Source organism: Streptomyces sp. 8N114 (genome assembly GCF_052245835.1).
Classification (GTDB): Bacteria; Actinomycetota; Actinomycetes; order Streptomycetales; family Streptomycetaceae; genus Streptomyces.
In genome coordinates, this window is the sequence record NZ_JBQQBT010000016.1 from 117,676 (window position 1) to 136,474 (window position 18,799).

At 72.9% G+C, this 18,799-nt stretch carries 18 protein-coding genes; 6 read left to right on the top strand and 12 right to left on the bottom strand.

The window, feature by feature from the left end:
* Positions 1-8: 8 nt before the first annotated feature.
* Positions 9-2,762 carry a helicase-associated domain-containing protein gene (locus ACTWQF_RS26915; RefSeq protein ID WP_443282277.1) on the bottom strand — a complete coding sequence of 918 codons (2,754 nt, stop codon included), beginning with the start codon at positions 2,760-2,762 and terminating at the stop codon, positions 9-11.
* A 294-nt stretch (positions 2,763-3,056) separates the two neighbouring features.
* Here ACTWQF_RS26915 and ACTWQF_RS26920 point away from each other — a divergent pair, with 294 nt between their 5' ends.
* Entirely contained in the window at positions 3,057-4,202 is a 1,146-nt protein-coding gene (locus ACTWQF_RS26920) for a hypothetical protein (RefSeq protein WP_443282278.1), read from the top strand.
* Positions 4,203-4,308: 106 nt separating this feature from the next.
* Positions 4,309-4,776, top strand: a complete 468-nt coding sequence (locus tag ACTWQF_RS26925; RefSeq protein ID WP_443282279.1) for a hypothetical protein — start codon at positions 4,309-4,311, stop codon at positions 4,774-4,776.
* A 10-nt stretch (positions 4,777-4,786) separates the two neighbouring features.
* Here ACTWQF_RS26925 and ACTWQF_RS26930 read toward each other — a convergent pair whose 3' ends face one another.
* Together ACTWQF_RS26930 and ACTWQF_RS26935 are read right to left on the bottom strand one after the other, a co-directional pair.
* A complete protein-coding gene (locus ACTWQF_RS26930) occupies positions 4,787-6,022 on the bottom strand; it encodes a serine hydrolase domain-containing protein (protein ID WP_443282280.1) in 1,236 nt (411 codons plus the stop codon).
* A gap of 287 nt (positions 6,023-6,309) precedes the next feature.
* Positions 6,310-6,873 (bottom strand): hypothetical protein, encoded by a 564-nt coding sequence (locus ACTWQF_RS26935; RefSeq protein WP_443282281.1) that lies wholly within the window; start codon positions 6,871-6,873, stop codon positions 6,310-6,312.
* A 256-nt stretch (positions 6,874-7,129) separates the two neighbouring features.
* On the opposite strand from ACTWQF_RS26935, the gene ACTWQF_RS26940 reads away from it, so the two are divergent.
* Positions 7,130-7,708 carry a hypothetical protein gene (locus ACTWQF_RS26940; protein ID WP_443282282.1) on the top strand — a complete coding sequence of 193 codons (579 nt, stop codon included), beginning with the start codon at positions 7,130-7,132 and terminating at the stop codon, positions 7,706-7,708.
* A 58-nt stretch (positions 7,709-7,766) separates the two neighbouring features.
* On the opposite strand, the gene ACTWQF_RS26945 is transcribed toward ACTWQF_RS26940, so the two are convergent.
* Genes ACTWQF_RS26945 through ACTWQF_RS26960 form a run of 4 tightly spaced genes read right to left on the bottom strand, consistent with a single transcriptional unit; the run spans position 7,767 to position 11,941 of the window.
* Positions 7,767-8,729: an ABC transporter substrate-binding protein gene (locus tag ACTWQF_RS26945; protein ID WP_443282283.1), complete on the bottom strand. Its 963-nt coding sequence runs from the start codon at positions 8,727-8,729 to the stop codon at positions 7,767-7,769.
* Positions 8,730-8,737: 8 nt separating this feature from the next.
* A complete protein-coding gene (locus ACTWQF_RS26950; protein WP_443282284.1) occupies positions 8,738-9,649 on the bottom strand; it encodes an ABC transporter ATP-binding protein in 912 nt (303 codons plus the stop codon).
* A complete protein-coding gene (locus tag ACTWQF_RS26955) occupies positions 9,646-10,797 on the bottom strand; it encodes a FecCD family ABC transporter permease (RefSeq protein WP_443282285.1) in 1,152 nt (383 codons plus the stop codon). The genes ACTWQF_RS26950 and ACTWQF_RS26955 overlap by 4 nt, the downstream gene beginning before the upstream one ends.
* A gap of 28 nt (positions 10,798-10,825) precedes the next feature.
* A complete protein-coding gene (locus ACTWQF_RS26960) occupies positions 10,826-11,941 on the bottom strand; it encodes a FecCD family ABC transporter permease (protein WP_443282286.1) in 1,116 nt (371 codons plus the stop codon).
* A 117-nt stretch (positions 11,942-12,058) separates the two neighbouring features.
* Here ACTWQF_RS26960 and ACTWQF_RS26965 point away from each other — a divergent pair, with 117 nt between their 5' ends.
* A complete protein-coding gene (locus tag ACTWQF_RS26965; RefSeq protein ID WP_443282287.1) occupies positions 12,059-12,718 on the top strand; it encodes an HAD family hydrolase in 660 nt (219 codons plus the stop codon).
* Positions 12,719-12,744: 26 nt separating this feature from the next.
* Here the strand turns inward: ACTWQF_RS26965 and ACTWQF_RS26970 are convergent, their stop codons facing one another.
* The gene (locus tag ACTWQF_RS26970; RefSeq protein WP_443282288.1) at positions 12,745-12,981 is read right to left on the bottom strand and encodes a hypothetical protein; all 237 of its coding nucleotides are present in this window, start codon (positions 12,979-12,981) and stop codon (positions 12,745-12,747) included.
* Between the two features lie 300 nt (positions 12,982-13,281).
* Between ACTWQF_RS26970 and ACTWQF_RS26975 the strand changes: the two genes are divergently transcribed.
* Entirely contained in the window at positions 13,282-13,665 is a 384-nt protein-coding gene (locus ACTWQF_RS26975; RefSeq protein ID WP_099882193.1) for a cold-shock protein, read from the top strand.
* Between the two features lie 130 nt (positions 13,666-13,795).
* Here the strand turns inward: ACTWQF_RS26975 and ACTWQF_RS26980 are convergent, their stop codons facing one another.
* From ACTWQF_RS26980 to ACTWQF_RS26995, 4 genes are all read right to left on the bottom strand, one after another.
* On the bottom strand, positions 13,796-14,662 hold the full coding sequence (locus ACTWQF_RS26980; RefSeq protein ID WP_443282289.1) for a 1,4-dihydroxy-6-naphthoate synthase: 867 nt from the start codon (positions 14,660-14,662) through the stop codon (positions 13,796-13,798).
* A gap of 20 nt (positions 14,663-14,682) precedes the next feature.
* Positions 14,683-15,354: a futalosine hydrolase gene (locus ACTWQF_RS26985; protein ID WP_443282290.1), complete on the bottom strand. Its 672-nt coding sequence runs from the start codon at positions 15,352-15,354 to the stop codon at positions 14,683-14,685.
* A 30-nt stretch (positions 15,355-15,384) separates the two neighbouring features.
* Positions 15,385-15,909: a DUF2771 domain-containing protein gene (locus tag ACTWQF_RS26990; protein ID WP_443282291.1), complete on the bottom strand. Its 525-nt coding sequence runs from the start codon at positions 15,907-15,909 to the stop codon at positions 15,385-15,387.
* Between the two features lie 203 nt (positions 15,910-16,112).
* Positions 16,113-17,519: an MFS transporter gene (locus ACTWQF_RS26995; RefSeq protein ID WP_443282292.1), complete on the bottom strand. Its 1,407-nt coding sequence runs from the start codon at positions 17,517-17,519 to the stop codon at positions 16,113-16,115.
* 283 nt (positions 17,520-17,802) lie between these two features.
* Between ACTWQF_RS26995 and ACTWQF_RS27000 the strand changes: the two genes are divergently transcribed.
* Positions 17,803-18,639, top strand: coding sequence for a DUF3027 domain-containing protein (locus ACTWQF_RS27000; protein WP_443282293.1), 837 nt, complete (start codon positions 17,803-17,805; stop codon positions 18,637-18,639).
* Positions 18,640-18,799 lie beyond the last annotated feature (160 nt).

An 18,799-nucleotide genomic window follows, 5' to 3' on the forward strand; every position in this document is an offset into this window, starting at 1 on the left:
GGCCTTGGTCACCCCTCCGCCACCTCTGCCACTCCTGTGATCCGGTGCAGCGGGTATGTGCGGACCTCGTCGGCGGTGTGGTCGTAGGCGGTGACGAAGCCGCCCTCGACCTTGACCGGGGCGATGACGCGCTGTGAGGCGGCGCCGTCCGCGTTGACGTAGCCGATCCACACCGGGGTTCCGGAGAGGGTGGCGGACTGCATCGTGGCGAGGGTCTCGGCCATGACGGTGCGCGGCAGACCGCCCGCGGGTGGCGGGGCGGCGGGCGGCTTCGGCTTGTGGGGGAGCAGGGCGGCGTGGTCGCCGGCCCGGATGGCGCGGACGGCGGCGGTCAGCAGCGCAGCGTCCGGCGCAGGCGGACCCTCCGGTACGGGCTCCGGTGCGGTACGCGGCGGAGTGCGGTGCGCGTCGGGCCGCGCCAGCAGCACATCGCCCTCGGCGGACTCGGCGGCAGGCGCGTACCCCATCTCCCGCAGCCTGCCCAGCAGCTGGTCCGGCGGCGCTGCCGAGGCCAACACGGTGGGGGCCAGCTTGCGCAGCCGCAGCGGTGCCGAGCGGCGGTCGGCGAGGATCTCGGCGAGCAGCGCGTCGTCATCGCAGCGCACATACGAGGAGGCGGCACCCACCCGCACCTGCCCGTGCTTGCGCGCCACGTCGTCGATCAGGTACGTCAGCGGCTGCGGCACCGGCGTACCGGAGTGCTCAGCGAGGAAAGCGTGCAGGTCGGCGGCGGTACAGCCGGTATCGAGGGCGCGGCGGACCGAACCAGGTGTGAAGCGGTAGACGGTCGCGCCGCCCTTGGACTCCACGTCGGCCAGTACGGAGAGGAACGCGGACAGGTCGCGTTCCAGCGGGCCGGGCGCCACGGCGGTGAGGTCCGCCTGGAGCAGCACCTCGGAGAGGGGTTCGGGGAGGTGGGGGGCGAGCGCCTTGGCGACGGCGGCGCGGGTGGCGTCGGCGGCGTCGGCATCGTGCGGACCCCGGGTGTGCGGGCCGTCGGCCCTTCCCGCGGCCAGCAGGGGGCGTGCGTAGGAGGCGAGGGCGCCTCTTCCGGTGACCCCCAGCGTCTCCGCCTCGTCCAGCGCCCAGTCGAGGAGGCGGGCTCGCAGCCCCTGGCCGCCGTCGGCCTCACCCTGCCCGGCGGCCTGCCCCATCGCTTGTCCCGTTGCTTGCCCTGCGGCTCGTGCTGCCGCCCGGTTGCCGAGCAACGGCCGCTCCCAGCGCAGCCGCTCGCGCACCGTGCCCCGCTCGGGCGCTGACCCGGGCGCCGACTCGGCGAGCAGGACGAGAGCGCGCTGCCGCACCTCGGGGGCCGGACTGCGGTCGAGGCCGGGCCCCAGCGGAGCCAGCCCGCGCCCCCGCGCGTCAGTCCACTCCCGGCTCCTCCCCCACTCTCGACTTCGCTCGCTCGTGGGAACCCCCACGAGCGGGGGGACCCCCGTGACCGGGAGGCTCCCCCCGCCCACCAGCCCGGCCGTGCGGGTCGCCGCGTACCAGGCCATGGCCAGCGTCGCCCACCGCTCGGCAGGCGCGGCGCGCAGCCACTCGTCGTACGCGGGGGTCGGTGCATACGCCTCGTCGACCTCACCGTCGGAGGCCACCAGCCCCGCCACATAGGCCAGTTCGATCCAGAAGGCGGCGGCCGGCTCGGGGAGATCGAGGGCAACGGCGGTCCGCTTGAGGTCGCGTACGCCCAGCCCGCCCGCGCGCAGCACCGAAGGTGGCTCGGACTCCCAGTAGCCCAGCAGCTCCTCGACGGTCGCCACCGCCGTCAGCGCCTGCCCGGCCGCCGTGGCGTCCACCGTCGCGGGGTCGTACATCCGCGTCACGGCGAGGGGCGGCGCGGTCGGCTCCAGCACCCGGTGCGCACGGCCGCCGCGCAGATGCAGGGCGACCTCGCGGGGCAGTACGACACTGCCGGGCGGGCTCTGGCCTGTGCCTGCGCCTGCTCCACCTCCGCTTCCGGTCGGCTCGGCACCGGTGGGGACCAGCAGTGCGCGGTCCAGCAGCCAGCCGACCGGCGGTGAGGGTGCCTCCAGGTCGACGGCGCCGTAGGGCGGCCCCCACTCCAGCTTCCGCAGCACGGCCTCCGCGCCCTCCGGTGCCTCGGCGAGCAGCGCGGCCATCCGCTCGGGGTCGCTGAACAGCGCCGTCAACGCGGAAAGCGCGCTGACCGGGTCATGCGTACCGGGCAGGCCCACGCGGGCCAGCGTCTCCTGCAACCGCGAGGGCGAGGGCTTCGCGGACCCGGCCGCCGCCACCGCCTCCACCAGCGTGGGTCCCAGGCCGGTGGGGGAGGGCGAGGTGAGCAGCTCCTTCGCCGTACGGACGAGCCGCGGCTGCTCCTCCGGTCCCCAGACGAGGGCCCGCGCACGCAACTCGGCCAGCGCATGCGGCAGCCGCTCGGCAGCCTCCTCGCCCGGCAGCAGCCTGGCGAGGGCTTCCTTGACGGCAGGCCGGCTCTCCTGCGGTCCAGCCCCGGAGGGGGGCAGGGCGCCGGGAGCGACGGCCAGCGCCTCCGCCGTCTGCAAGGTGAACTGGTCCAGATGCTCCAGCGCCCGTACGACGGAAGACCGGGTCCCCGCGCGGGTGGCGAGCTGGGTGAGGTCGCCCGGGACGGGGGAGAGGAGGTCGGGACGGGCACGCAGCAGCGCGGCGAGCGCACTGTCGTCCCGGGCGCGGAGGTCCTCCGCGAGAGTGCGGGGTGCCTCCGGCGGTGCGGCCGACCGAGAGGGAGAGCCCCCGTTCTGCTCACTGCTCATCCTCCCAACGGTAGCGGCCCCCCGCCCCGCCCCCCGCTGCCATGAGGGCTCTCCTGGATGGGCGGGCTCGGGTGGGCGCCCCCCGCCCCCGGTGTCCGCCGTCCCGCCCCCGTTGCCCGCCGTCGTGGTGCGGGCCGCGACGGCTCACCCACCCACTCGCCTTACCGCCCCAGCGCTGATGCTGTCGCTGCGCGGGATGGGGTGCTCGCCCATCGGCCGTACTCCCTCCCGGGAGGGTTGGCGCGGTACGGTCGGGGCGGAGGGCATGAAGGGCTAACGGGCTGCGGGGACTTGGTGGGGATCGAGAGCGATCAGCTTGTCTTCGACTATCTGAGCCGGGTCGGGGACCTGGCGCACAGTACGCGGATGACCGCTGCCGAACGGGCCCGGCTCGTCGGCGGCTTGCGCGGAGAGATCGACCGGGCCCGGGCCGCGGAGGGCGGCGCGGTGACCAAGGCTGCCGTGCAGAAGATCCTCAACCGGATCGGCCGCCCCGAGGAGGTCGTGGCCTCCGCGAACGGCGGGGAGAGCCCCCGCCCCGCCGCCCCGATGCCCTCCGACGAGGCCCCGGCGGCGGACAAGGCGGCCGGCAAGCGCGGTGCCCGTGCCTCGCGACAATCCGATACGGAATCGCCTCCGTCCGTGCCCATCCAGCGCTCCGGCACCGAGACCCCCACCGCGGCTTTCGGCGCCTCCTCTCCGCATCTGGCAAGCCTCGACGAGCTGGGCGACGCGGACTCCGACCCCGACTGGTGGCGCGTCGACCCGAGCCCGTTCGGCACCGGCCCCGGCGGCACCAATGCCGTGGCCGCCGGGGAGCCGGTGCCGGGGTTCGTCGGCGGCATCGAACTGCCGGAGGTACTCAAGCCACCGCCCGCGGACGGGGACGACCGGCCGGAGGCCCCGAGCGCACCGGCCGCGCCCGGCGCCCCCGCCGCGCCCCAGCCCACCGGGCAGGCCCCGGCCGCCCCGGGGCAGGCTCCCGGCGCCGAGGCCGTCCCCGCCCCGTCGACGGCCCCAGGACTCGGTGCGGCTCTGCTGATGCGGCGCCTGCTGCGCGGCAAGGGCGGCGGGGAAGGCGAGGGAGTCAGCAGGCGGGGCGGCGTGGTCGAGTGGACCGCGGCGGTCCTGCTGGTGGCCGGCTCCGTCATCGGCTCGCTCATCCCGCTGGGCCTCGGGTGGCTGGCCGCCTGGTGGTCGCCGAAGCTGAGCCGCAACGAGGCCAAGTGGGCGGTTCTGGGCATGCCCGGAGTGGTACTCGGCGGCATGGCGGTCTGGCTGTGGGGCCGCGCGGACGAACGGTGGGGCGAGCCCCTCGCCAAGGGCAGCGACGCCCTGCGCGAGGCGATGAGCGACGCCTTCCCGGTCCTCCTCCGCGTAGCGGCGGTGGCCAGCGCCCTCTATCTGGTCTGGCGGGCCAGGAAACCCTCCCAGGGGTGAGGGAGGTCCGTGCGGGGCACGGACCTCCGACGGCCCGGTCGGATGACGGTGCCCGGTCGAGGCCCCGGCTCCGGCCGCAGCGGGGCGGGTGCCAGACTCCGTGTCCATGTCCTCGTCCTCTCCCTCCCGTTCGCGGCTGACGGCAGTTGCTGTGCCGGTGCTTGTCGTCGGCGCGGTGGGGTGTGCGGTGGAGTCTCTTCGGCTCTCCGACGAGCACCTGCACCAGATGTCGTCTGCCTGCCGCTATCTCGATGTGTCCGGAATGCAGTTCGTGACGGCGTATGCGGGCACGGGGATGGCAGTCCTTGTGGTGCTCCTGTACGCCCGCCGTCTCGCCTCCACCCGTACCAACTCACGCAGCCTCGCCGCCGCGCGCCGCTCGGATGCTGCCCCACGGGTCACCCGGGCCGACGTCCTTGCCGCAGTGGCCACGGCCCTCGCGGCCTGTGTGCTCCTCGTCAGCGGAGTGGCCGTCTGGGCTGCTCATGGCCAGCAGGCGGAGGTCACCGCCAACGCCGGCCGCCCCTTGTGCGAGGGGTCGGAACCGGCGCCGGGCGGCGTGCTCACCTGGTGAAGTCCGCGCGTCAGCCGTCCGTGCCGCACAGGGCGTGGTCGACCAGCTTGCGGGTGGCGGAGTTGAGCCGTATCTGGTCGGGTATGCCGCCGTCGCTGGTGATGGAGACTGTGACAGCGCGGCGGCCGTCCTCGGTGACACCGGTGCGGGTGTAGGAGCCGAAGCCGTCCCCCTCGTGGTGACGGTAGCTCCCGCCGCAGGACAGGGGGTTCTCCCGCAGGCCGAGGCCATAGCCGCCCTTGGGCCAAGCGGCGACGTCCTCGGGGTCGTCGGTACGCTCCACCGTCTGCTTCATCTCGGCGAGGCGGTCCTTGGACAGCAGCTTGCCGGTCATCAGGGCGCGGTAGAAGGTGTCGAGATCCCGGGTGGTGCTGATGACCGCGGAGTCGGCGGTGTGCTGGAGGCTGTGCTCGGTCACATCGAGCGGCTTCCCGTCCTTGCCCGGCAGGGGCAGGGTGACCCGGGCGTGGGGGCCCGGCATGAAGGGGTTGGCGCCCGCGGCATGCGTTGCGCGGAGTCCGAGCGGGGCGATCACACGGTGCTCGACCTGCTCTCTCCAGGGGAGCTTGCCGGCCTTCTCGGCGATCATGCCCGCCAGCAGGTAGTTGGTGTTCGAGTACGCCCAGCGCGGGGGGTTGCCCGGACGCGGCGTGAACAGCGGCTTGTGCCGCATGGCGACGGCGACGTACGAGGCCGCCGGGGCGGTGTCGTAGCGGTACTTGTCGAAGTCCTCCAGGACGCCGGTCAGTTCCGGATCGTCCACGTAGTCGTACAGCCCGCTCGTCTGTCGCAGCAGGTCGCGGACCGTGATCCGGGAGCCGTCGTTGCCGTTCCCCTTGACCACGCCCGGCAGCCACTTCTCCACCGTGTCGTCCAGGGACAGCTTTCCCTCGTCGGCCAGTTGCAGCAGGACGACGGCGGTGAAGGTCTTGGTCGTACTGGCTGCGCGGAAGCGGGCGTTCCACGGCGCCGGCCTGCCGGAACCGGCTCTGGCCCGTACCGCTGTGCGGCCGTCTTGGACCTCGGCCAGGACCTTGACCTTGCCGCCCCCTGCCTTGCGAACGGCCGCCACATCGTGCCGGAGAGCGCTGAGGCTCGCGGCGCTCCGCTTGCCGGTGGCCCGTTCGCCCGGGCCGCCGGTCTTTGCTGCGGCCGCGCCCGCGTGCTGGGTGCCGACGAGGACGGTCAGCACCGCCGCCGTCACCGCCGCCGTCCCCCAACTAGTCGTACGCGCGTGGACGCGCATCGTCCGCCCCCCTCTTCTCCGCGGCATCGGCCCCGGTCCTCACACGGAGGCCCGGCGCCCCCGCTGCACACCAGAGAACCAGCGCGGACGGGTTCGGCACGATGGTGCCAAGGCCCGACTGTGAGGTGGACCTAGCACTACCCCGCTGGCCGGTGCCAGGTCGTCGGCAGCCCGCCGTGGGGGCTTCGCGATGTGGCCGGGTGCCGGTGCTCCCCCAAGCTCTTCGAGCAGGGAGGAACCCCCAGGTTGAGCGCGCAGTTCCCCGCGCCCCTTTCGGGGCGGGGGTTTCAGCGGTTGCGTTTGCCGGTGAGGCTGGCCATGCCGAAGGTGCCGCCGCCGGCGACGGCGAGTCCGAGGAGGGCGATGCCGCCCTTCAGGCCCTTCCACCAGAACTCGGCGGGAGCCCCGGGCTCGTGCTCCATCATCGCTTCGAACGCCTCGCTCCCTCCGGCGTCGAGGAGGACGAACACGAAGCCGTTGCAGACGCCCATGAAGACGGCGGCCATGGCCAGCAGGGCGGGGGCGACGTAAGCGCCGGGGTTGGGCCCGCCCATCTTGCCCGCCACCGCGCCCACGGTCAGGGCGAGTACGAGCGCGAAGACCACGTACATGATCCGCAGCCCGACCTTCGACAGGTCCTCGTAGCTGGCGAGGAGCAGCCCGGCGAACATGGAGGCGCCGAGGCCCGAGATGAGCCAGCCGAGCAGGAACGCCTTCGCCCCGCTGCCACGGCGCTGCGGCGGGAAGCCGGGCTGGTACGGATAGCCCGGCCCCATGGGCGGCGCGGGCGGCATCGGTTGCATGGGCGGCGCGGGCTGCATGGGCTGCTGCGGCGGCCAGGGCTGGCTCATCGTTCCCCCGTATGTGAAGCGTCTGCCGACGCGTGTGAAGCGTTTGCCGAGATCTGAGCGCCCAAGGTACCGAAGGTGCTCAGGTGCGGAAGACGTCGCGGGGGCACGAACCGCAGACGTTCCGCGTCGGTTACGCTGCCGGTCCAGTGCTTCGAGACTGTCATGACCTGGCAACTGTCATGACCTCGGCGCGGTGTTCCGGTACAAGCTCTACTAGCTTTCCAGTACAAGCACTCACGCACAACGGGGGGATCACATGCGTATACGTCGGGCAATCGGCGCCACGAGTCTTGTCCTTGCCGCAACGGCCGTCCTCTCCGGATGTGCCGACGACCCGAAGGACAAAGCCTTCGGCGGCCTGGGGGACGTCGACGATCTGCCCACGGCGCCCAGTGGGCCCTCGATCCCCTCGCCGGGCAGCAGCAACACCCCCGGGCTCAGCTCGGGCGGCGGCAGCTACAGCGGGGGTTCCAGCAGCGGCAGCAGCGATCTGCCGACGCCCTCCTCGCCGCCTACGTACAACCCCAGCGCGGTCGGTGAGGTCGACGGCTCGCAGTGCCGCTACAGCCGCTCGCTCGGCAAGATGAGCTACGACCTGCAGATCCAGAACGCGTCCACCGACCAGGCGTTCCAGTACAGCATCACCGTCACGTTCAAGGTCGGCTCGTCGCCCGACTCCTCGATCGCGAGCCGGACCATCGGCACCCGCTTCAAGACCATTACGGTCTCCCCGGGCGGCACCCGCAACGTCACCGTGGATGTCTCGCACTCCACCAACGACCGGATGGTCTATTCCTGCCAGGTCACCAGCGCCAGCAAGTCCCCGTCCTCGTAAGCCGCCCACCAAGGAGGCCGCATTCCGGCGGCCTCACCCGGCGGGCGGGGTCGTGGCCTCACTTCGTCAGGTCCGACTCCAACTCGTCGAGGATCTTGTCGGCAGCCGTGTAACCGATGCCCTGGATCCACAGTTCGTCCTCCACGTGGAAGGCACGGTCGGACTTGACCGCGCGCATGTTCTTCCACAGCGGGCTCTTGACGGACTTGATCTCGCCCGACTTCTTCGGGTCGCCGTAGGAGGTGTAGAAGACGACGTCGGCGTCGCCCTTGTCGACCTGCTCCGGGCTGACGTCCATGGCGAGACCGCCGTAGTCCTTGGCCCGCGCGGCGACCGGCGGACGCGAGAGGCCGACGTCCTCGAGGAGGGTGGCGATGTATGCCTTCTCGCCGTAGATGCGGGTGTCCGCGCCCTCCTGGAAGCGGATGACGCTGGTCTCGATCCCGGCGGCCTTCTTCTTGCCGCCCAGCGCCTTGGTGACCTTCTTGGTGCGGGCCGTGTAGTCGGCCAGCACCTTCTTCGCCTCGGCCTTCTTGCCGAGGGCTTCCGCGTGCACCTGGAAGTTCTCCTTCCAGGGGTATCCGGTCGTCTTCGTCATCACGGTCGGCGCGATCTTCGACAGCTCGTCGTAACGGCTGGCGTCCCGCTCCTTGTTGGTGAGGATCAGGTCCGGCTTCTGGGAGAGGAGCTTCTCCATGCTGGGCTGCGCGATGACGCCGACGTTCTCGATGCCCTTCACCTTGTCCTTGGGCAGGTAGCTCAGGAACGGCTTGCCGGGCTGCGCAGTCGTCGCGCCGACCGGCTTGACGCCCAAGGTGATCGCCGAGTCCAGCTCCGCCGTGTCCAGTACGACGACGCGCTTGGGGTTGTCGGGCACCTTCACCGGCCCGTTGGCGGTCTGCACGGTGTGCGTACCGCCTTTGGCGCCCTTGTCCGAGGAGGAGTCGGAGCCGCAGCCGGAGAGGGCGAGAGACGAGGCGAGGGCGAGCGCCGTGCCCACGGCGGTTGTGGTGACCTTCACGAGGGGGCCTACTTTCTTGTCGAGGGTTCGAACTTGCCTTGCGCAAGGCCCGTGGGGTCGGCCCGCTGCTGCGGCGGCTGTGGCTCGGTCTGCGGCTGCGTCTCCGGCTGCCAGGGCGCGCCGGGGACGACCAGCGGGTCACCGGTGACGGGGCAGGGCACGACGACGGCCTCCAGCCCGAACACCTCGCGTACGAGCGCCGCGTCGACGATCTCCTCGGGCCGCCCCCGGGCGACGACGCGGCCGTCCTTCATGGCGACGAGGTGATCGGCGTACCGGGCTGCCTGGTTGAGGTCGTGCAGCACCATCACGACGGTGCGTCCGCGCGCGCCGTCGGCTGTGGGCGCGGCGAGCTGCCGTACCAGGTCCAGCACCTCCACCTGGTGCGCGATGTCCAGGTATGTGGTTGGTTCGTCCAGCAGCAGCAGATCCGTCTCCTGCGCGAGCGCCATCGCGAGCCACACGCGCTGCCGCTGGCCGCCCGACAGTTCATCCACCGGACGGTCCGACAGGGCGGTGACATCGGTGCGCTCCATCGCCTCGGTGATGGCCCGCTCGTCCTCCGTGGACCACTGCTGCCACCACCGCTGGTGCGGTTGCCGTCCCCGCGCGACGAGGTCGGAGACGGTGATCGCCTCGGGCGCCACCGGGGACTGCGGCAGCAGCCCGAGGGACTGTGCGATGGTGCGCGTCGGAATGCGTGCCAGCTCCTCGCCGTCCAGCAGCACGGCACCGGCACGGGGGCGCAGCAGTCGGCCCAGTGCGCGCAGTGTCGTCGACTTGCCGCACGCGTTCGGCCCGACGACGACGGTGACCTCGCCGTCCGGTATCTCCAGATCCAGCCCGTCGACGACGGTGCGGTCCTCGTAGCCGAGCGTCAGCCCGCGTGTGGCCAGTCGGCTGGTGACGGTGGTGTTCATCGGACGGCCCCTTTGTGCCTCTTCATACGGCCACTGATGCCCACACGCTTGCCGCGCGAACGGCCGCCGCTGGTACGGACGATCAGCCAGATCAGGTAGGGGGCGCCGACTGCCGCCGTCAGCACGCCGACCGGCAGCTCCGTCGGCGCGAACAGCTTGCGCGCCAGCAGGTCCCCCAGGGTCACCACGAAGGCGCCCAGCAGTGCGGAGGACAGCAGCGGGATCTGTGCGGTACGTGTCAGACGGCGCGCGATCTGGGGTGCCAGCAGTGCCACGAAATCGATGGGTCCGGCCGCGCCCGTCGCCACGGAGGCGAGAACGACTCCGGTGACCGCGAGCACCAGCCGGTTGCGGGACAGCCGTACGCCGAGCGCTGTCGCCGTGTCGTCGTCCATCGTCACGGTGCGCATGGCACGTGCCGACCACACCAGGCACGGCAGCATGACCAGAAGTGCCACGCTCAGCGGTGCCGCCTGGTCCCAGCCGCGGCCGTTCAGCGAGCCGGTCATCCACACCTTCGCCTGCTGCGCCACCAGGTAGTCGCCCTTGGTGAGGAACAGCTGGGTGAGTGAGCGCAGTGCGACCGAGATGCCGATGCCGATCAGGATGAAGCGGGTGGGCCCCGCTCCCGGCCGCGAGCCGGCCGAGCGCGAACTGCCGCGCCAGGCGAACAGATACACCAGCGCGGCGGCGGTCAGGCCACCGGCGGTGGACAGGTACGGCAGTGCGGCGTAGGAGGTGATGCCGAACGTCATCGCGCCGACGGTCAGCGCGGAAGCGCCGTGCGTGACCCCGATGATCTCGGGGCTGGCGAGCGGGTTGCGGGCGACGGTCTGGATGAGCGCGCCCGCGACGCCGAGGGCGGCACCCGCCAGCAGCCCGACGGTCAGCCGCGGCATGCGCAGTGTGCCCACCACCAGTTCGTCGGGGGAGGGCAGGCCGAACAGGACCTTGACGACCTCGGTCACCGGGACGGTGGTCTCCCCGAGGGTGAGGTTGGCGACGACCGCGGCGAACAGCGCGACAGCCAGCGCGCCCGCCACGACAGTGGCCCGGCGGTGCAGCAGCCACGAGGTGCCGCGCGCCCGTACGACGCCGTACCCGGCGGGCCGGGTGGGCGGCGCGTGCCGGGTGGAGAGAGTGCTCATGTCCACACCCCTGTGGACAGGGTGACGCTCATGCGGCGACCGCCCTCCGTCGGACCAGGGCCACCAGGAACGGCGCCCCTACAAGTGCGGTCATCACGCCTGCCGGTACCTCCCCTGGGGGCATCACGAGCCGCCCCACCACATCGGACACCAGCAGTACGACAGGGCCCAGGAGGGCCGCCATCGGCAGCAGCCAGCGGTGGCCGGTTCCCACCAGGGCCCGCGCCATGTGCGGAACGGCGAGCCCGACGAAGGCGATCGGCCCGGCCGCGGCGACCCCGGTGCCCGTCAGCACGGTGGCACCGAGCCCGCCGACGATCCGTACGGCCGCGACGCGCTGTCCGAGCCCGCGCGCCATGTCGTCGCCCAGCGCGAGCGCGTCCAGCCCCCTCGCTACGGAGAAGACCAGCAGGGCGCCCGCCACCAGGAACGGCCACACCTGTCCGGCGATGGTCGCGTCCCGGTCCGAGAGCGAGCCGACCTGCCAGAACCGGAACTCGTCCAGCGCCGCGGCGCGGGTCGTCAGGATGCCGGAGACCAGGGCGACGAGCAGGGCGTTGACGGCCGCGCCGGACAGCGCGAGCTTCACCGGCGTCGCTCCGCCGCGCCCGCGTGCGGCGACGGCGTAGACGGCGACCGCAGCGACGCCGGCGCCCACGAAGCCGAACCACACATAGCCGCTCAGCGAATGCACTCCGGCGAACGCGATGGCGCACAGGACGCCGGCACCGGCGCCCTGGCTGACGCCGAGGATGCCGGGCTCGGCGATCGGGTTGCGGGTGAGGCCCTGCATGACGGTGCCCGCGAGACCGAGCGCGGCGCCGACCATGACGCCGACCAGGGTGCGGGGCACGCGCAAGGTGCGGACGACCTCGGCGGAGTTGCTGTGCCCGCCGTGCAGCAGCGCGTCCCAGACCGCGGAGGGTGGGACGGTGCGGCTGCCGAGGGCGAGGCTCAGCAGGGCCGCCAGCGCCAGTGCGACGGCACCCGCCAGCAGCCATGCCAGCCGGCGGGCGACGGCCCGACGGGGGCGCTCCGGCGCGGCACGGCCGCTGCCGTCGGCCGGCGCTCCGGCCGGCACTTCGATCGGCGCTCCGGTCGGCGCCCCGGTGGGCGTGGAACGCGGTGCGGGGGCGGCAGGCATCGGTCCCTTTCTCGGGCGGTCGGCTCGCGCTGACCAGGTCGGAGATGTCAGGTTAGGCAGACCTAAGTGCTAGGGCAGACCACAGTGTAAGGCGTGCGGCCAGGCACAATGACCGGCATGGTTTCGCGCGCACCGTCCCCTGCAGCGTCGGCGTCTGGGGGAAGTCCGTCCGGTCCCACCGTCGGCTTCGACCTCGATATGACGCTGATCGACTCCCGCCCCGGAATCCACGCCACCTGGCTGCGGCTGGCGGCGGAGACGGGCGTGCCCATCGACGCGGACCTGGTCGTCACCCGGCTCGGCCCGCCGCTCGTGCAGGAAATGGCGTACTGGTTCCCGGAGGAGGAGATTCCGGCGATGGCCGAGCGCTACCGCGCCCTGTACCCGGACTACGCCATCGAGCCGACCACCGCGCTGCCGGGCGCCCGCGAGGCGCTGGACGCCGTACGGGCCGCGGGCGGGCGCACGCTGGTCGTCACCGCGAAGCACCAGCCGAGCGCGAAGCTGCACTTGGACCACCTCGGCCTCGCCCCCGACGTGCTGGTCGGCGAACTGTGGGCCGAGGGCAAGGCGGAGGCGCTGACCACGCACGGTGCCACCGCATACGTGGGTGACCACGTGGGTGACGTACGGGGCGCGCGGATGGCCGGCGCCAGCTCCGTGGCGGTCGCCACCGGGCCCTGCGACGACGCTGCGCTGGCCGAGGCGGGCGCCGATGTGGTGCTGCCGGATCTGACGGCCTTCCCGTCCTGGTTTGCCGAGTTCACGCGCGGCTAGCTTGTGTCCGCGTACCCGGCATGGGGTCAGACCTCGCGTGCCGCCTGCCGCCGCTGGGCCATCGCCGTCCGTACCACGCCCGCGGCCGCCAGCAGGAAGCCGAGGCCCATCAGCATGCAGACGAAGTACGCGGGAGCCGGGAACGGGTCGGTGCCCAGGAACAGCGGCGCGACAGTGGCCAGTGTGGCCACCGCGCCGAGAAGAAAGACGATCCCGCCGATACGTACGAGAAGATCACCGGCGGACGGAGTTTCAGTGTTCACCCACACAGGGTAGATCCGGGGTCGAGTGCTCCCTCAGTGGGCACTCGGGCCGCCCGGAGACCGTCCGGGGAGGGAATCACCGACGGCACCCGCCCTCGGTGGCACCTTGCCACGGCGCCCCGGGCCATTAACCTTGGTGGTGGCGGGTCATGCGGCCCGCCCGACTGCTATTCCGGGGGATCGGGGGTCGGGGTTCGAGGAGAAGTCTCGGGGCCTCCCCCGCCCCGGCGCAGCAGAGTCAGCCAGTTTCCAGCAGCCGCAGCCCGGTGTATCCGGACGAGTACGAGGACGAGGACAGACGTGCCTACCGGCAAGGTCAAGTGGTTCAACAGCGAGAAGGGCTTCGGCTTTCTCTCCCGCGACGACGGCGGTGACGTCTTCGTGCACTCGTCGGTGCTCCCGGACGGCGTTGACGCGCTCAAGCCGGGCCAGCGTGTGGAGTTCGGCGTCGTCGCCGGACAGCGCGGCGACCAGGCGCTCTCCGTCACGCTGCTGGACCCGGCCCCGTCCGTTGCGGCAGCGCAGCGCCGTAAGCCGGACGAGCTGGCCTCCATCGTGCAGGACCTGACGACGCTGCTGGACGGCGTCTCCCAGTCCCTGGAGCGCGGCCGCTACCCCGACAAGCAGCACGGCCGCAAGATCGCAGGCATGCTCCGCGCGGTCGCCGACCAGTTGGACGTCTGAGGGCGGGGCGCCCCTCAAAGGGGCGCCCCGAAGGGGCGCGGGGAACTGCGCGAACGGCCACGACGGACCCGCAGACGGCTGATCCGCGAAGCCCCACGGCGGAACTCCGCCGCGAGCCGCGGGCAGACGCTCACGGAAAAGCGAGCGCCTCAGGGGCGAGAGGCGGCACGAGCCCCTCATCCGCGGCGCGGCCGAGCAACCCGCGGACGGCGGCATAACCGTCCGCGCCCAGCCCCGCGGTGAACTCGTTGACGTACAGGGCGATGTGCTGCTCGGCCACCGCGGGGTCCATCTCCTGGGCGTGCTCCAGCACATACGGCTTCGAGACGGACGGGTCCTGCCACGCCATCCGCACGGAGGCGCTGATGGTGTCGGCCAGCGCTCGGAGCGCCCTCGCTCCGAGCGACCGCTTCGCGACGATCGCGCCCAGCGGGATCGGCAGCCCCGTCGTGGCCTCCCAGTGCTCACCCATGTCGGCGAGGCTGTGCAGCCCGTACTCCTGGTAAATGAACCGGGCCTCGTGGATGACGAGTCCGGCGTCCACCGCGCCGTCCCGTACCGCGGGCATGATCTCGTGGAACGGCAGCACCACGATCTCGCCCACCTCGCCGGGCACCTCGGCGGCGGCCCACAGCCGGAACAGCAGATACGCGGTCGAACGCTCGCTCGGCACCGCCACGCGCTTGCCGGTCAGTGCCGTGGGCTCGCCCGCTTCCCGGGTGAGCACCAGCGGCCCGCAGCCCCGGCCCAGCGCCCCGCCGCACGGCAGCAGCGCGTACTCCTCCAGCACCCACGGCAGTACGGCGTACGACACCTTCAGTACGTCCAGCTCGCCGCGTTCGGCCATGCCGTTGGTGAGATCGATGTCCGCGAACGTCACCTCGGGCGGAGCCGCGTCGGGCACCCGTCCGTGCGCCCACGCGTCGAAGACGAACGTGTCGTTGGGGCAGGGCGAGTAGGCGATGGAGAGCGGTGCTGCTATGGCGTTCGTGTCCATGAGGGAGTCCTTCTGTGCGGCTAGGAGACCAGCTTGCCGAAGGCGGTCGTCAGGGCGGCCAGCGCTTCCGGAATGCGCCAGGCCGCCCGGTCCCTCGGGCCGACGGCGTTGGAGACGGTACGCACTTCCAGGACCGGCAGCTGGGCGCCGTGTGCCGCCGCGTGCGCTGCCGCGGCCTCCGCGACGCCGAAGCCCTCCATCGCCTCTGCGGCCGCGGCCGGATGGCGCGCCAGCAGTTGCTCGGCGCGCTCCTGGGAGCCGGTGGTCGTGGAGACGCTCAGCACCGGGCCCGTGCGGGCGCCGGTCGCCTCGGCCGCTTCCCGTACGAGCCGGGACGGCGGGAGGTGCTCGGCGGTGCCGAAGCCCAGCTCCGCGACGGAGGTGAAACCGGTCGGGGTCTCGGCGCCCAGGTCGGCGGCGACGATCCGGTCCGCGACAACGGTGTCGCCCGCGCCGACGCCGTTCACCGCGAAGCCGCCGCCGATACCGGTGACCACCACCAGGTCGTAGGGGTTGCCCTCGTGCGCTGCGGTCACCAGTGCTGTGGCGGTCGCCGCGGCGGCGGCGGCCGGGCCCACGCCGCCGGCGATCACTTCGAGGTGCGGGGCGCGGTGGCCGGTGGCGGCGAGGACGGCCTCGCGTTCTGCGGGGACCGCAGTGACCACCAGCACCCGCCTGTACGCCGACAACACCGGAGCGCCTCCTGACTGAGCGGTGGCGGGCTACTCGCCTGCGGTGTTCTTCAGGTTGACGTGCCAGATGCCGTTGAAGTCACCGCCGTGGGTCTGCACGATGGTCAGCTGGACGCTCTTCTTCGGGGCCGAGGGCTGCTGTCCGGGCGCCGACTCCTCCTGGAAGAAGACCTCGCCCGGGAACGAGTAGTAGGTCTTCTTCATCGGCTCGGGGAGCGCGGGCTTGCCGTCGACGAGAACGAGCCAGCCATCCTCGGCCGTCTTCGGGTCGACGCCGAGCCGCAGCTTGTCGCCCGTACCGACGGAGATCGTCTTGTCGGCCTTCTTGCCGAGGCACTTGCGCACCTCGTCCTGCGGGATGGCCTTCCCGTCGTCGTAGCAGGCGGCCTCGGTGGACACCGAGTCCCCGCCCACCGTCGCGGTCACCACGGGGGACGGCTGCTCGCACGCCGAGAGGGCGACGAGGCCGAGCGAGGCGGCACCGAGGGCGGTGGCGGTGCGCACGCCCCGCCGCGACTGTGACGACATGCGGCCCTGCCGCGCGAGCTTGCTCATGCGGGCAGGTTATCGGGCCCGCACCGCTGTGCGACGCGGGGGTGCGGGGTGCCTACGGCGTGTCCGGCGGATCTCGCGTACCTGGCACGGGGTTGTCCGGTAAGGGGGTGCCCCTGCCCGAGCCTCGCGGACTGCGGGTTTGTTGTGGCTTGTCGCGCAGTTCCCCGCGCCCCTTACGGGGCGCGGCCCCCCCCGCGGAGCGGTTACGCGGCCCGGGGGTGGGGCGTGCCCCGGCGGGCGGCGCCCAGCAGTCCGCGTACGGCGGTGAGCACTCCCGCGGCCACCACGGCGGCGGCGACCGCCATGCCCAGCCGGCCGATCAGCGGCAGCGCCATGGCGAGGGCGCCACCGACGACCCAGGACATCTGCATCAGCGTCTCGGACCGCGCGAAGGCGGAGGTGCGTACCTCCTCGGGGACGTCGCGCTGGATGAGCGCGTCCAGCGACAGCTTGCCGAGGGCCTGCACGATCCCGGCGGTGGCGGCGACAGCCGTGACCGTGACGGTGCCGTACAGCAGCGCGGCGGCGAGCGTCACACCGAGGGCACAGAACAGCACGCAGATGATGATCACCTCCGGGCCGCGGGCCCGCAGCCAGGCGCCGATCGCGGTGCCCAGCGCGTTGCCGGCGCCCGCCGCCACCCCGGCCAGGCCCAGCGAGACGGCGGCCCCCATCCCGTGGAAGGGGTGCTCGCGCAGCAGGAAGGCGAGGAAGAAGGTGAGAAAACCGGAGAGCCCGCGCAGCGCGGAGTTCGCGAACAGCGCGCTGAGCACGGAGACGCCGACGGTACGCAGCCCCGGGCGGGGGCCCTGCTGCTGCTCGGCCTGCTGTTGGGCACCCTGCTGGGCCGCGACCCCCGGTACGGGCAGCACCGGCGAGACCGGGGCCAGCCGCGCCGGGCGCTCGCCCTTGGCAGAGTCGACCTTGTGGTCGAGGGAGAAGGAGAGGAACGTCCCCACGAGGAAGACCGCGAAAGCCCCGTACAGCGGCCACTCCTCACCCAGCAGATGCAGTCCGGCTCCGGCGGGTGCGGCGGCACCGGTGGCCAGCAGCCCGGCGAGGGTGACCCGGGAGTTGGCCTTGACCAGCGAGATCCGCGGCGGCAGCAGGCGCGGCACCACGGCGGAGCGGACCACTCCGTACGCCTTGGAGGAGACCAGCACCCCCAGCGCCGCCGGGTACAGCTCCAGCCCGCCCGTCGCCACGGCGCCCGACATGGTCAGCGCGAGCAGCGCGCGGGCCAGCATCGCGGCGGCCATCGCGGCGCGCCGCCCGTGCGGGATGCGGTCCAGCAGCGGGCCGATCACGGGCGCCAGGATCGCGAACGGCGCCATCGTCACGGCCAGGTACAGCGCGACCCGGCCGCGGGCCTCCCCGGTGGGGACGGAGAAGAAGACGGTGGAGGCGAGCGCCACCGTGATGAGCATGTCGCCCGCCGAGTTGACGGCGTGCAGTTCGATCAGCTTGCCGAGCCCGGACTCGCCCGCGCCCTCCGCGTGCGTGGCCCGGCGGATGCGGCGGCCCAGTGCGACAGGCGGGCGGCGCAGCGCAGCCGCGGCGCGTCCCACACCGCGGAGTTTGCTGTGTTTGCCGGGCTTGTCGACAGGCACGCCGTCAGTGTGCCCCGAAACACGCCGTTCAGTTCCCTCTCCGCGTCCCCGTCTCCGCGTCCGGGCGGGCGAGGACGGCTGGCTGCGGATTCCTCGGGTGACCCCGTGGGGTAGCGTGGGTGAACGGTGCGCACCGTATGGCCTTTGAGCGCGGGCGCGGACGTCGCAGCGGCCACCCGGTCCCGCTCCGTCCCCGACCCCGCCCCTCCACTCGTGGCCGTACGGGCAGCGCACGCCGACAACGGCGCGACGGCGTAGGAGAGACGATTCTTGTGAGTGCTGCATGAGTGCCGCGACGCGGAGTACGAGCCGTGGCGCGCGGAGCCGGCGCGCCCCCGACAGACTGTGTGCCGAGGCCGTCGAGCTGGCCCGGGCCGCGGCCGAGGAAGCGGCCGCGCCCGGCACTGTCGGCGCGTGGCTCGAAGCCGTCGCCGACGCCCACGCGGACCGTGTGGTCACCCACTTCTTCGAGGCGAACGAGCCCGGGTACCGGGGCTGGCGCTGGGCGGTGACCGTCGCGCGGGCCTCCCGTGCCAAGAACGTCACCGTCGACGAGTCCGTACTGGTGCCGGGCCCCGACGCGCTGCTGGCCCCCGAGTGGGTGCCCTGGAGCGAGCGGCTGCGCCCCGGCGACCTGGGCCCCGGCGATCTGCTGCCGACCGACGCCGACGACCTGCGGCTGGAGCCGGGCTACTCCGGTGCGGAGGCGCCGCCGCCCGATTCGGCCGTCGCCGAGCAGCAGCCCGAGGCACGGGGCCCCTCCCGCGCCGCCATCGGCGCCGTCGCCGAGGAGCTGGGCATGGGGCGGCCCCGGGTGCTCTCCCGGTACGGGCTGCATGCCGCTGCCGACCGCTGGGAGGAGACGCACGGGCCCAAGACGCCGATGGCCCAGGCGGCCCCGGCCAGCTGTGTGAGCTGTGGCTTCCTGGTGCCGCTCGCGGGCTCGCTGCGGCAGGCGTTCGGGGTGTGCGCCAACGAGTACAGCCCCGCCGACGGCCACGTCGTCTCCCTCGCCTTCGGCTGTGGCGGCCACTCGGAGGCCGCGGTCATGCCGCGTACGCCTCAGCCTCCGCCGCCGGTGATCGACGAGACCGTCGCGGATCCGTTCGAGGCGGACTGACGCTCGGGGTGCCCCTGCCCGGCCGCCGCAGGCTGCGGCTCGCGCTGTGGCTTGTCGCGCCCACGCGGCGGAGCCGCATATGAACACAGCCCCGCGCCCCTTCGGGGCGCGTCCCCCTGTGCCGGGTGCGCAAGGTCCACCGGACACGCCCTGGTCGGGT

Bases quoted from the DNA above. Each gene is read 5' to 3' on its own strand.
- ACTWQF_RS26935 (WP_443282281.1), bottom strand. From the start codon at position 6,873: ATGAGCCAGCCCTGGCCGCCGCAGCAGCCCATGCAGCCCGCGCCGCCC.
- ACTWQF_RS26930 (WP_443282280.1), bottom strand. From the start codon at position 6,022: ATGCGCGTCCACGCGCGTACGACTAGTTGGGGGACGGCGGCGGTGACG.
- ACTWQF_RS26990 (WP_443282291.1), bottom strand. From the start codon at position 15,909: ATGAGCAAGCTCGCGCGGCAGGGCCGCATGTCGTCACAGTCGCGGCGG.
- ACTWQF_RS26960 (WP_443282286.1), bottom strand. From the start codon at position 11,941: ATGCCTGCCGCCCCCGCACCGCGTTCCACGCCCACCGGGGCGCCGACC.
- ACTWQF_RS26980 (WP_443282289.1), bottom strand. From the start codon at position 14,662: ATGGACACGAACGCCATAGCAGCACCGCTCTCCATCGCCTACTCGCCC.
- ACTWQF_RS26955 (WP_443282285.1), bottom strand. From the start codon at position 10,797: ATGAGCACTCTCTCCACCCGGCACGCGCCGCCCACCCGGCCCGCCGGG.
- ACTWQF_RS26940 (WP_443282282.1), top strand. From the start codon at position 7,130: ATGCGTATACGTCGGGCAATCGGCGCCACGAGTCTTGTCCTTGCCGCA.
- ACTWQF_RS27000 (WP_443282293.1), top strand. From the start codon at position 17,803: ATGAGTGCCGCGACGCGGAGTACGAGCCGTGGCGCGCGGAGCCGGCGC.
- ACTWQF_RS26925 (WP_443282279.1), top strand. From the start codon at position 4,309: ATGTCCTCGTCCTCTCCCTCCCGTTCGCGGCTGACGGCAGTTGCTGTG.
- ACTWQF_RS26950 (WP_443282284.1), bottom strand. From the start codon at position 9,649: ATGAACACCACCGTCACCAGCCGACTGGCCACACGCGGGCTGACGCTC.
- ACTWQF_RS26965 (WP_443282287.1), top strand. From the start codon at position 12,059: ATGGTTTCGCGCGCACCGTCCCCTGCAGCGTCGGCGTCTGGGGGAAGT.
- ACTWQF_RS26915 (WP_443282277.1), bottom strand. From the start codon at position 2,762: ATGAGCAGTGAGCAGAACGGGGGCTCTCCCTCTCGGTCGGCCGCACCG.